Raw genomic sequence first — 13020 nt, 5'->3', positions numbered from 1 at the left:
AAAAGGATTCTTCGTATACTATTTTAAGAGGAAGCATAGAATAGGGAGTGTTCATATGGAAATAACGAAAAAAGGTACACCGTATAAGTTAAAAGGGATCCAACCAAAAGTTGGAGATAAAGCACCTGATTTTAAAGTTGAAAATTTAGCAGATGAACTAGTTAAATTAAGTGACTTTTCTGGAAAAGTTGTGTTAATCAGTGTAATCCCGGATATCGATACGCGAGTATGTGCGTTGCAAGCTAAAGAGTTTAATAAAATTGCCAGCGAACTAGATGGTGTCCAGTTGATCACTATTTCTAATAACTCGAAAGAAGAACAAGCTGAATGGTGTGCTGGAAAAGATATCTCAATGGAAATGCTGCATGACAGTAACTTGGAATTTGGGGAGGCCTATGGTTTGGTTATGGAAGAGCTTGAAAAGTTAGCTCGTTCAGTTTTTGTGATCAACCCTAGAGGTGAGATCGTTTATCAAGAGATCGTTCCTGAAATGTCTAGTGAGCCAGATTATGATCAAGCTATCAAAGCGACAAGAGCTGCACGTTGATTAAAAAAGATGCATATTGAAAAGTAGCATTTTTAATGCTACTATATAAAAATAAAAGGCAATGAACAAGAGGAGTAATTTTATTTGCTGACTTTGAGAGAATAGAACAGATGCTGAGAGTTCTTAGTCACAGTAAAATGAAGGTAGCTTGGGAGCTGACAAAGTGAAAGTAAAGTAACTTTGTTCGGAGTAACGATCCGTTAAAAATGGAACTAAGAGGTATACTTTTGAAGATAGCAGAAGTATGCAATATAGGTGGTACCGCGAGTGAACAGCATTCGTCCTAATAATAATTTATTATTAGGATGGATGCTTTTTTTGTTTTTCAGATTTATTAAGTGATATTGTAAAGGAGAGATAAAATGACAGATGAATTGAAAATGTCTACTAAATATCAACCAAATGAAGTAGAAGCTGGTCGTTATGAAAAATGGGTAGAAAAAGGACTATTTAAACCAAGTGGAGATAAAACGAAAGAAGCTTATTCTGTTGTTATTCCGCCTCCCAATGTAACAGGGAAATTGCATTTAGGTCATGCTTGGGATACGACTCTGCAAGATATTATCGTTAGACAAAAAAGAATGCAAGGATACGATACATTATGGTTGCCGGGAATGGATCATGCTGGAATCGCAACTCAAGCAAAAGTAGAAGCAAAACTTGCTGAGGATGGAATTTCACGCTATGATCTTGGACGCGATAAATTTATTGATACGGTATGGGATTGGAAAGAGGAATACGCAAGTGTGATTCGTGAGCAATGGGCAAAAGTGGGTATTTCAGTTGATTATAGCCGTGAACGTTTTACATTAGATGAAGGATTATCTGAAGCGGTTCGTAAAGTATTTGTAACAATGTACAATAAAAAATTGATTTACCGTGGAGAATACATTATCAACTGGGACCCAAAAGCTAAAACGGCTTTATCAGATATTGAAGTGATCCATAAAGATGTTGAAGGTGCTTTTTATCATATGAGTTATCCTTTAACAGATGGTAGTGGAGTAGTTGAAATCGCTACGACGCGACCTGAAACGATGTTGGGTGATACAGCGATTGCAGTTCATCCTGAAGATGAACGGTACCAACATTTAATTGGTAAAACAGTTATGTTGCCACTAATGAATCGTGAAATTCCGATTGTTGCAGATGACTACGTTGAGATGGATTTTGGTACGGGTGTAGTGAAAATTACTCCTGCTCATGATCCTAATGACTTTGAAGTTGGGAAACGCCATGACTTGCCGCAGATCAATGTGATGAACGATGATGGTTCAATGAATGAACTAGCTGGTAAATATGAAGCGATGGACCGTTTTGAAGCTCGTAAAGCTGTTATAAAAGATTTAGAAGCAGAAGGACGACTTATCAAAATTGAAAAAATGATACACAGTGTTGGTCATTCAGAGCGTACAGGCGTTGTAGTAGAACCAAGATTATCTACACAATGGTTTGTAAATATGGCTCCATTGGCTAAAGAAGCTATTGAAAGCCAAGGCACAGAAGAGAAAGTGAACTTTGTGCCAGAACGTTTTGAAAATACGTATATGCGTTGGATGGAAAATGTTCATGATTGGGTAATTTCACGTCAATTATGGTGGGGTCACCGTATCCCAGCTTGGTACCATAAAACAAGTGGTGAACTATACGTAGGAATGGAAGCTCCTGAAGATAGCGAAAACTGGGTGCAAGATCCAGATGTTTTGGACACTTGGTTTAGTTCAGCATTATGGCCGTTTTCTACAATGGGATGGCCTGATGAAGAATCTGAAGATTTTAAACGTTATTTCCCTACAAACACACTTGTAACGGGATACGACATTATTTTCTTCTGGGTTAGCCGTATGATGTTCCAAAGTCTAGAATTCACTGGGAAACGTCCTTTCAACAACGTGTTGATTCATGGTCTTATCCGTGATACTGAAGGTCGGAAAATGAGTAAATCTCTAGGTAACGGAATTGACCCAATGGATGTTATTGAAAAATACGGAGCTGATGCACTACGTTGGTTCTTGTCAAACGGTTCTGCTCCAGGGCAAGATGTTCGTTTCAGCTATGACAAAATGGATGCTGCTTGGAATTTTATTAATAAAATTTGGAACGCTAGTCGTTTTGCCTTGATGAATATGGAAAACTTTACTGTCGATCAAATTGATTTATCAGGTGAAAAAACAGTTGCTGACCGTTGGATTTTGACAAAATTAAATGAAACAGTTGAAAAAGTAACAGACTTATTTGAACGGTTTGAATTTGGTGAAGCAGGCCGTCATTTGTACCACTTTATCTGGGATGATTTTTGTGACTGGTACATCGAAATGAGTAAAGAAGTATTGTTTGGAGAAGATGAAAAAGCGAAACAAATGACCAGAAGTATTTTAGCTTATGTATTGGATCAAACATTACGTTTATTGCACCCAATTATGCCTTTTGTTACAGAAGAGATCTGGGAAAATATTCCTCATGAAGGGGAATCATTGGTAGTAGCGGATTACCCAGTTGTACACCCTGAATTATCTGATGAAGCAGCAACTAAAGGTATGGATGTGCTGATGGAACTGATTCGTTCGGTCCGTAATAGTCGTTCTGAAGTAAATACACCGCTGTCTAAAAAAATCGAATTATTGATCAAAACAAATGATCAAACCATTGAACAATTTTTGAAAGACAATACTTCTTATATTGAACGATTCTGTAATCCTGAAACATTGACGATTTCAAGTGATATAGAAGCTCCTGAAACAGCTATGGCTTCTGTGATTACAGGTGCTGAAATCTACTTGCCGTTGGCTGGTCTGATCAACTTGGAAGAAGAAATCACTCGTCTTGAAAAAGAATTAGACAAGTGGAGTAAAGAAGTTAAACGGGTTGAAGGGAAATTAGCAAACAAAAGATTTGTAGAAAATGCTCCTGATGCAGTAGTTGAAGCTGAAAAGGCTAAACAAGTCGATTATCTTGAAAAACAAGTTGCAGTAACAGAACGTATAAAAGTATTGAAAGATCAACTTTAATTTTTTTTAGAGCTATATAACTTTAAAGCGAGTAAAACCTAAGATGATTCTTAGCTTTTGCTCGCTTTATTATTGGGCAGCAATTGAAAAAACAGAATCGAAATTTAAATGAGCCCCTTTATTTTCATGGTTGAAATGACTAAGGTAGTTTATAATTAAATAATATAGGGAATAGAAAAATAGGTGGAGGTAAATGATGTTCACTACGTATGAAGAAGCACTAAACTGGATTCATGCAACTAGAACTTTTGGGAAGAAGCCAGGATTAAAACGAATGGAATGGATGTTAAGTCAAGTAAATCATCCCGAAAGAAAATTTAAATCAATACACATTGCAGGAACAAACGGAAAAGGTTCTACACTAGCTTTCTTAAGAAACATGTTGGAAGCAAATGGACAAATAGTTGGAACGTATACATCTCCATATATAGAAACGTTTAATGAACGTATCAGTGTAAATGGAGAACCTTTACCAGATAATGAAATTTTACGTTTAGCTAATAGTGTTTACCCACTTGCAAAAGGATTAGAAAAAACAGCATTAGGCGGGCCTAGCGAATTTGAAATTATAACGATGATGATGTTGATTTACTTTGGTGAAGGACGAGCAGATGTAGTTCTTGTAGAAGTGGGAATAGGGGGATTAGTTGATTCAACAAATGTCATTACCCCCATTGTTTCGGTCATTACTACGATCGGTATGGATCACATGCAGTTGCTTGGCGATACATTGCCTGAAATTGCTTTAAATAAAGCTGGCATTATTAAAGTTGGTGTTCCAGTGGTGACGGGAAAAATTAAGGATGAGGCTTTAAAAGTAATAGAAAGAAAAGCCGAAGAGCAGAATAGTTTATTATTAAAGTATGACCAAGATTTTTTTGTTACAAAATGGCAAACATTGCCTACATGGGGAGAACAATTTGTATTTGAAGATGATTTTATCCGGCTTAGTCCTATACAAATTGGAATGTTAGGCTATCATCAAGTAGAAAATGCTGCTGTAGCGATTGAAGCGCTAAGAGTTTATAGTCATGAAACAGGATTAGCAGTGAATCATGAAAAGATACTCAGCGGCTTGAAACAAACTTTTTGGCCTGGCAGAATGGAAAAAATAAATGATCAACCGCTTCTTGTGTTAGATGGTGCTCATAATGAACATGCAATGGATACGTTAGCGAAAACGATAAAAAAGAATTTTGCTCAACAAGATATTTATATCATTATGGCTGTTATGCAGGATAAAAATAGCCAAGAGATGATTGATATATTGGAGACTATACCTAATAGTTACTTGATTCTTACAAGCTTTGATTATCCTAGAGCAGCTACACCGGAAGAGTTAAAAAAATTAACAGTGAGAAATGGAATCGTGATCGATCATTGGCAAGAAGCACTAGTAGCCTCCATTAACGAATCGGATGGGAACGGTGTAGTGATCGTAACAGGTTCTTTATATTTTATCTCTGAAGTTAGAGAATTTTTTAAAGCAGCAAATAGATAATTGAAGTGGGGGAGAAGTATGCATAAAGTAGAAGCAGTCATTTTTGATATGGATGGATTGATGTTTGATACAGAAACGCTATATTATGAGGCGAATCGAACAGTAGCAAAGAAAGTAGGGTTGGAATATACTTGGGAGTTTCACGAGAAGTATATTGGGGTTTCTGATGAGGATTTTCATAAAGAACTTTATTTACACTATGAAAATAAACAAGAACAAGTTGAGTCTCTAATCCATAAAGGTGGACAAGCGTTATTGGAGTATGTAGAAGACAATGGTTTGCGTAAGAAAAAAGGATTAATTGAATTATTGGATTATTTGGATAGTAAAAAGATAAAGAAAATAGTTGCTTCAAGTAGTATAAGATCAACTGTCTCTTTGTTTTTAGAAAAAGAGCAACTTACTAGTTATTTTGATGTGATTATAGGTGGAGATGAAGTATCAAAGGCAAAACCTAGTCCTGAAATATACGAAAAAGCTTGGTTAAAGACGGCTGTTTCAAAAGAAAACACTCTTGTTTTAGAAGATTCGCTTAATGGCATCCGTGCAAGTCACGAAGCTGGGGTCCCAGTGATCATGATACCAGACTTAATAAAACCAACTAATGAGGCCAAAGAAAAAACAGTAGCTATTTTTGATGATTTACTAGAAGTTAAAAGGTTTATCGAACAGCAAAATCAACACTAAAAAAATAAAATCGGATCCTCCATTTTCACGGATAGTACTAGTGTGAAAAAGGGAGGATCTCTTTATGACTATAAAAACTATGAATTTAATCAATGAAGTTCCTATTCAGTCGAGGCCTAGAGAACGATTAGAACATTATGGAGAAAAGGCGCTATCCAATCATGAATTACTGGCTATTTTACTGAGAACAGGAACGAAAGGAACGAATGTGCTCTCTTTAGCTTTGTCGATGCTCAATCATTTTGGAAATCTTTATCATTTGAAAACGGCTTCCTGCCAAGAATTAATGGCAGTTTCTGGGATTGGAAGGATAAAAGCTATTGAATTAAAAGCCGCTATTGAATTGGGCATGCGTATTTCTCAGGCTTCCCAAATAAAGATAGGCCAGATTACTTCTAGTACCAAAGCAGGCGAGATGCTATTAGTAGAGATGAAAGGTCTGCAACAAGAACATGTGGTTGTTTTATTTTTAAATACAAAAAATGAAATTATAAAAAAAGAAACGATCTTTATTGGAGGGCTTAATTCTAGCGTTGCCCATCCTCGAGAAATTTTTAGAGGAGCTGTGAGGTATTCAGCAGCGAGAATTATTGTTGGTCACAATCATCCATCAGGCAATCCTGATCCATCTGAAGCAGATATTCAATTTACAAGAAGAATGTCTGAATGCGGAGAATTGATGGGGATTGAATTGTTAGATCATATTATCGTTGGAGAAAGTGAATTTGTAAGTTTAAAAGAAATAGGTATTTGTTAAAAGTTCTGTACATAAAGGTTGCTTAATAAAAATACCCATGCTATACTTACCTTGAGTTTTTGTTAGGTAGAACAAAGAAATGTTTCAGAACATTCCGATTCGCACCGTAAGCAAGAATATCACTATATGTGCTATAAGGCACGAGGAGGAATTTCATTATGGAACAAGGTACAGTAAAATGGTTTAACGCAGAAAAAGGTTTTGGATTTATCGAACGTGAAGGAGCAGACGATGTATTCGTACATTTCTCAGCTATCCAATCTGAAGGATTCAAATCTTTAGAAGAAGGACAAGCAGTAACTTTCGACGTTGAAGAAGGAAACCGTGGACCTCAAGCAGCAAACGTAAACAAAGCTTAATTAAAAATTAAAATTGTTTAAGGAGTCGACTTAGGTTGACTCCTTTTTTGTGTAGTTCGATAACTATTCGTAGGAATAGACTAGGTTAAATAAATATAACTGATTTTCCTATAAGAAAGTTCATTTGAAATAATTTGATTTTTGCCATCTAACTTTATTATCAGATTAATAAGATCATACAGATGATACCGAATAAAAAATGTTTTGAAGATAAGGTTGCTTAATAAAAATACCCATGCTATACTTACGTTGAGTTTTTGTTAGGTAGAAAATAGAATTGTTTCAAAACATTCCGATTCGCACCGCAAGCAAGAATATCACTATATGTGCTATAAGGCACGAGGAGGAATTTCATTATGGAACAAGGTACAGTAAAATGGTTTAACGCAGAAAAAGGTTTTGGATTTATCGAACGTGAAGGAGCAGACGATGTATTCGTACATTTCTCAGCTATCCAATCTGAAGGATTCAAATCTTTAGAAGAAGGACAAGCAGTAACTTTCGACGTTGAAGAAGGAAACCGTGGACCTCAAGCAGCAAACGTAAACAAAGCTTAATTAAAATTAAAATTGTTTAAGGAGTCAGCCTTAGGTTGGCTCCTTTTTTGTATTGTATTTGATTAGAAGATTAATTAATTATGTAATGAAAAAAATAGTTTTAGAGATAAGGTTGCTTAATAAAAATACCCATGCTATACTTACCTTGAGTTTTTGTTAGGTAGAACAAAGAAATGTTTCAGAACATTCCAATTCGCACCGTAAGCAAGAATATCACTATATGTGCTATAAGGCACGAGGAGGAATTTCATTATGGAACAAGGTACAGTAAAATGGTTTAACGCAGAAAAAGGTTTTGGATTTATCGAACGTGAAGGAGCAGACGATGTATTCGTACATTTCTCAGCTATCCAATCTGAAGGATTCAAATCTTTAGAAGAAGGACAAGCAGTAACTTTCGACGTTGAAGAAGGAAACCGTGGACCTCAAGCAGCAAACGTAAACAAAGCTTAATTAAAAATTAAAATTGTTTAAGGAGTCAACTTAGGTTGATTCCTTTTTTTTGTATAAAATAATATGCGTTTCTCTTGAAATATTAATAAATGGATGCTACAATTACTATAATGTTTTTGTTAAGGATCACGTAGAATTGTTTTACAACAGTCTGATTCGTACCGTTAGCAAGAATATCATTATATGTGCTATAAGGCACGAGGAGGAATTTCATTATGGAACAAGGTACAGTAAAATGGTTTAACGCAGAAAAAGGTTTTGGATTCATCGAACGTGAAGGAGCAGACGATGTATTCGTACATTTCTCAGCTATCCAAGGTGAAGGATTCAAATCTTTAGAAGAAGGACAAACAGTAACTTTCGACGTTGAAGAAGGAAACCGTGGACCTCAAGCAGCAAACGTAAACAAAGCGTAAGCTAATGTTTAAAAGCCTAGTGATTTTTCACTAGGCTTTTTTTGTGCACTAAAATATACTATTAAATTGGCTAAAGTGTATAAAGAAAAGTGCTGAATCATTTAGGGTCTATTTCATTTTCTTTACTTATATATGGAATTACTTAAATTTGTGTTAAAATATAAAAAATAAAGATGTCATAACTTAAAAAATACAGTATGATGGTTTCGGTTAGAGCATTCTATTCTGTTTTTTGCTATACTGTTTAAGTGTCTACCTTTCAGTGTTAGATGTTAAAGATACAATTACTGTGAATCTGAGAAATAGAACGATAAATATAAAGTTTAGGTAGATTTGAGAGGATGAAATCATTTGTTTAGATTTGGAAATAAAGATATAGGAATTGATTTAGGTACTGCAAATACGAATGTGTATGTTGCAGGAAAAGGAATCGTTTTAAGAGAGCCTTCAGTAGTCGCAAAAGATACTGTAACGGGAGAAATCGTCGCAGTTGGTGAAGATGCAAGAAACATGATCGGGAGAACACCTGGTTCCATTATTGCTATTCGTCCTATGAAAAATGGCGTTATTGCGGATTATGATACAACAGCAGCTATGATGAAATATTACATCGAAAAAGCAATAGGAAAATCAACCTCTAAACCGTTTGTCATGATTTGTGTACCAAGTGGTGTAACGGAAGTAGAAAAAAGAGCCGTTATTGATGCTACAAGAATGGCAGGAGCAAAAGATGCTTTTATTATTGAAGAACCCTTTGCTGCGGCAATTGGAGCAGGTTTACCAGTAATGGATCCTACAGGAAGTATGGTCGTTGATATTGGTGGTGGAACAACAGATGTAGCTACAATAGCATTAGGCGGAATTGTAAGCAGCCGCTCGATTCGTTTAGCTGGAGACCGTATGGATGACGTGATTATTCACTATGTCCGTAAAAAATATAATCTTCTTATAGGAGAACGCACTGCTGAACAAATTAAGATCCAAATCGGTTGTGCTTCTGTTGAAAAAGCAACAGAATACGGTGTTATGGATATTCGTGGTCGTGATTTATTGACAGGACTGCCGCAAACGATTGAAATTTCAGCTGTTGATATTGCTGAAGCGATTCAAGAAGTTGTTGAAGGAATCATTGTTGCAGTTAGAGAAACACTTGAAGAAACATCTCCCGAAATTTCAGCAGATGTTATAGATCATGGGATTGTTTTAACAGGTGGCGGAGCTTTATTGAAAAATATGGGAGACGTTATTGCTGAAGAAACGGATGTTCCAGTTTTCATCGCTAATGAACCATTAGACTGTGTCGCACTAGGGACAGGCGAGTCATTAAAACACATTGATATTTATAAAAAAAGAGCAAATAGATAAGCTAGCCTAAATAAGGTTACAAGAAGGTGCGGGAAGTTTATTTTCTTCCCGCATATTTTCATGTGAAAAAGAATGAAGTTAGACAAGTTATTTGGGTTGACTTATGTTAAAATAAAGAAAGCCTGTAAAATTAATGAGGTGATATTTTGAATCAGTTTTTTTCAAATAAAAAACTAATCATTTTATTAGTAAGTATGATTGTTTCTTTAGGTCTGATAGCCTTTTCAATCACTGGGAGTGGGAACATTCCAATTTTCCAACAGCTTACTAATGATATTACAGCAGTTGTATCTCGGGTAGTAGCAAAACCGATGAATGCAGTTGTTGATTTTTTGGAATCAGTAGATGGTCTAAAAAATACGTATGAAGAAAATCAATTGTTAAAATCAAAAATTGATAAATTGTATGAAACAGAAGTCGAAATTGCAGACTTAAAACAAAATAATGAAAAATTAAAAGAACAATTAGCCTTAACAGATACATTATCTGATTATGAATCCATTAACGGTGCGGTACTTAGCCGTAATCCTGACAGTTGGGTTGATCAAATAGTTGTAGATAAAGGAAGCCAAAGTGGTATTGAACTGAACATGTCAGTAATGTCAGGTAATGGATTAATAGGTCGAGTTGTTGAAGTAAGTCCTACTAGTTCTAAGGTTCAATTAGTCACTACTTTAGATCAAAATAACAATCGAGTTGCAGCTTCTGTTCAAACGGATGATGGAGTTGTACATGGTATTATCAATGGATATGATGCTGAAAAAAACCGATTAGTAATGAAACAAATTACAACAGATGCTGAATTAAAAGAAGGCGATCAAGTCATGACATCCGGCTTAGGAGGAGTATCTCCTAGTGCGCTATTGATTGGAACGATAGAGGAAGTTAAATTAGATTCTTTTGGTTTATCACAGGAAGCTTATATTGTACCTGCAGCAGATACGAATGATATTCGTTATGTGACATTTATTAAACGATCCGCTGAAAGTGGTGAGTAAATGAGAGAGAATTGGAAAACCGCTACTTTAATTCCATTATTGCTTGCTTTTTTCTTTTTATTAGATGGTGTATTGACTGTAGTCTTTTCAGAGTACTTTCTTGAAGGAACAAAAGTTATGACTCCTAGATTGATCATATTAGTGCTTATTTTGATGTCCTTTTATATACCAAGAAGTAAAATGCTTGTGTACAGTCTTCTATTTGGCTTAATTTATGATAGCTACTATGTTGGGATTTTAGGAGTATATGTTCTTTTATTTCCTTTAATTATTTACTTAACGGAAAAACTGAAAAAGGTTCTCAATCCTAATCCTATTGTAATTGGTATGATGGTGATCATAAATTTAAGTTTGATTGAAACTTACTTATACCTGTTTTATCAAGTATTAGGGTATACCAAAATTAATTGGACGACATTTTTGGCAGATCGTTTAGGGCCAACTTTACTCTTGAATTTAGTGTTATTTATTATTGTATTTTATCCTTTGAAAAAAATAATTGAACATATTCAGGGAGAGTAAACAACATCAATGGTGAAATCTCGGTTGAGGGAGTTGTTAAAGTGAAACAAAGTGTGACATTAAAAGGAACTAAGGGTAGCTTTGTATTGAGCTTAGATGAATCAGCTTCTTTTGTATCCGTAATGAAAGAACTAGATGAATTATTAGAACATTTGAATGGAGAACAAAAAAGATCTAAAGAAATACAAAAAGAGATCTATTTAGAGATAAAAACTGGTAATCGATTATTGTCTCAAGAACAACAATCGATATTGACTGAAGAAATAGAATCAAAAAGTACTTTCTTAATCAAAAAAATCACTTCTGATGTTGTCTCAGTTGATAAAGCTATTGAGTGGCAACAAGCAGTTAGTTTACAAATGGAAGTTCAAACGATTAGAAGCGGACAAGTTTTAGCAGCACCAGGTAATCTTCTATTTGTAGGAAAGGTTCATCCTGGCGGAATGCTTCGAGCTAATGGAAGTATCTTTATTATTGGAGAGTTGATGGGAATAGCACATGCTGGATTCGAAGGAGACACGAATGCAGTTATTGTTGCAGATTTTCATACAGAGGCTCAAATTAGAATTGCAGACAATGTACAAATCATTGAAAAAAAGAATAACCAAGATAACATTAGGAAAAACGAATTTGCTTATATAAATGATTTACATATTTTAGATTTTAATTCATTAGAGCAATTACGAAAAGCACGTCCAAATTTGGGCAAAGTGATAGGGGGATTAAACGAATGGGTATAGCAATCGTTATTACATCTGGTAAAGGTGGTGTAGGGAAAACAACTTCTACTGCAAATCTAGGTACAGCTCTTGCTCTTCAAGGAAAAAGAGTCTGTCTTATAGATATGGATATTGGATTGAGAAATTTAGATGTTATTCTTGGTCTAGAAAATCGAATCATTTATGATATTATCGATGTAGTGGAAGGTCGTACAAAACTGCATCAAGCTATCATAAAAGATAAACGATTTAATGATAATTTGTACTTGCTTCCTGCAGCACAAAATGCAGATAAAAATGATGTGAATGGTGAACAAATGATTGAAATCGTTTCTGAATTGAAAAAAGAATACGACTATATCTTAATCGATTGCCCTGCCGGTATTGAACAAGGTTTCCAAAATTCGATTGCAGCAGCAGACCAAGCAATTCTGGTAACCACTCCTGAAATATCGGCTATACGCGATGCAGATCGTATTATTGGTCTTTTAGAGCAAACGGAACTTGAACCTCCGCGTTTAATCATCAATCGTATTCGTAAACGTATGATGCAAGATGGAGAAGTAATGGATATCGATGAGATCACTAGACATTTGTCGATTGATCTATTAGGAATTGTTTTTGATGATGATGATGTCGTTCGTTCTTCTAATAAAGGAGATCCGATTGTTTTAAATCCAAAGAATCCTGCTTCTCAAGGGTACCGTAATATTGCTCGTCGTATTTTAGGTGAAACAGTTCCCTTAATGACGCTAACCAAAGAAAAACCAAATTTTTGGCAGAAAATATTTGGCAAACGAAAATAACTGTGCTATAGTATTAAAAAATGATTAAAAGCTTTGAAGAGAAAAAGTAAGTTTAGAAACTTTTAAGAGAGATTGCGGTGCTGAAAGCAATCAAGGGTCTATTCCGAACACACATCTCTGAGCTGACAGTTGAATGCTTATAAGTAAACTGATCCGGGAGTACCCGTTATAGTACTAGCGTTTAGTAGTTTTGAACGTGATGAGGTAGTTTTCTGCGAAGAAGCTACGAATAAAGGTGGAACCACGATATTGATATCAATCGTCCTTTGATTTTCTTACTAATAGAAAATCAAAGGACTTTTTTTGTTTTTAAGGACTGCAGCCT

14 protein-coding genes and 2 other annotated features are annotated in these 13020 nt (G+C 35.2%); all 14 genes read left to right on the top strand.

The window, feature by feature from the left end; all coding sequences use genetic code 11:
- Positions 1-55 precede the first annotated feature (55 nt).
- The 14 genes from tpx to minD all read left to right on the top strand — a co-directional run bounded on the left by tpx (position 56) and on the right by minD (position 12695).
- A complete protein-coding gene (gene tpx / locus NST49_RS10735; protein ID WP_023177449.1) occupies positions 56-547 on the top strand; it encodes a thiol peroxidase in 492 nt (163 codons plus the stop codon).
- A gap of 52 nt (positions 548-599) precedes the next feature.
- Positions 600-836: a binding site (T-box leader), on the top strand.
- Positions 837-909: 73 nt separating this feature from the next.
- A complete protein-coding gene (locus tag NST49_RS10730; RefSeq protein WP_341048509.1) occupies positions 910-3555 on the top strand; it encodes a valine--tRNA ligase in 2646 nt (881 codons plus the stop codon).
- A 196-nt stretch (positions 3556-3751) separates the two neighbouring features.
- Positions 3752-5056: a bifunctional folylpolyglutamate synthase/dihydrofolate synthase gene (locus NST49_RS10725; RefSeq protein ID WP_301425830.1), complete on the top strand. Its 1305-nt coding sequence runs from the start codon at positions 3752-3754 to the stop codon at positions 5054-5056.
- An 18-nt stretch (positions 5057-5074) separates the two neighbouring features.
- Positions 5075-5743, top strand: coding sequence for an HAD family hydrolase (locus tag NST49_RS10720; protein WP_023177453.1), 669 nt, complete (start codon positions 5075-5077; stop codon positions 5741-5743).
- Positions 5744-5807: 64 nt separating this feature from the next.
- On the top strand, positions 5808-6500 hold the full coding sequence (gene radC, locus NST49_RS10715) for a RadC family protein (protein ID WP_023177454.1): 693 nt from the start codon (positions 5808-5810) through the stop codon (positions 6498-6500).
- A 158-nt stretch (positions 6501-6658) separates the two neighbouring features.
- On the top strand, positions 6659-6859 hold the full coding sequence (locus NST49_RS10710) for a cold-shock protein (RefSeq protein WP_013710476.1): 201 nt from the start codon (positions 6659-6661) through the stop codon (positions 6857-6859).
- A 356-nt stretch (positions 6860-7215) separates the two neighbouring features.
- Positions 7216-7416 carry a cold-shock protein gene (locus NST49_RS10705; protein WP_013710476.1) on the top strand — a complete coding sequence of 67 codons (201 nt, stop codon included), beginning with the start codon at positions 7216-7218 and terminating at the stop codon, positions 7414-7416.
- 252 nt (positions 7417-7668) lie between these two features.
- Positions 7669-7869: a cold-shock protein gene (locus tag NST49_RS10700; RefSeq protein ID WP_013710476.1), complete on the top strand. Its 201-nt coding sequence runs from the start codon at positions 7669-7671 to the stop codon at positions 7867-7869.
- Between the two features lie 215 nt (positions 7870-8084).
- Positions 8085-8285 carry a cold-shock protein gene (locus tag NST49_RS10695; protein WP_023177456.1) on the top strand — a complete coding sequence of 67 codons (201 nt, stop codon included), beginning with the start codon at positions 8085-8087 and terminating at the stop codon, positions 8283-8285.
- Between the two features lie 351 nt (positions 8286-8636).
- A complete protein-coding gene (locus NST49_RS10690) occupies positions 8637-9650 on the top strand; it encodes a rod shape-determining protein (RefSeq protein ID WP_023177457.1) in 1014 nt (337 codons plus the stop codon).
- A gap of 146 nt (positions 9651-9796) precedes the next feature.
- A complete protein-coding gene (gene mreC / locus NST49_RS10685) occupies positions 9797-10648 on the top strand; it encodes a rod shape-determining protein MreC (protein WP_023177458.1) in 852 nt (283 codons plus the stop codon).
- On the top strand, positions 10649-11170 hold the full coding sequence (gene mreD, locus NST49_RS10680; RefSeq protein ID WP_034536432.1) for a rod shape-determining protein MreD: 522 nt from the start codon (positions 10649-10651) through the stop codon (positions 11168-11170). It abuts the gene before it with no gap.
- A gap of 41 nt (positions 11171-11211) precedes the next feature.
- Positions 11212-11910: a septum site-determining protein MinC gene (locus tag NST49_RS10675; protein ID WP_023177460.1), complete on the top strand. Its 699-nt coding sequence runs from the start codon at positions 11212-11214 to the stop codon at positions 11908-11910.
- Positions 11901-12695, top strand: coding sequence for a septum site-determining protein MinD (gene minD, locus NST49_RS10670; RefSeq protein ID WP_023177461.1), 795 nt, complete (start codon positions 11901-11903; stop codon positions 12693-12695). Before NST49_RS10675 ends, minD begins: the two co-directional genes overlap by 10 nt.
- 24 nt (positions 12696-12719) lie before the next feature.
- Positions 12720-12965: a binding site (T-box leader), on the top strand.
- Positions 12966-13020: the final 55 nt, after the last annotated feature.

This window comes from Carnobacterium sp. FSL W8-0810, from assembly GCF_038007125.1.
GTDB lineage: Bacteria > Bacillota > Bacilli > Lactobacillales > Carnobacteriaceae > Carnobacterium_B > Carnobacterium_B inhibens.
This window is presented reverse-complemented; position numbering and strand designations above follow the sequence as displayed.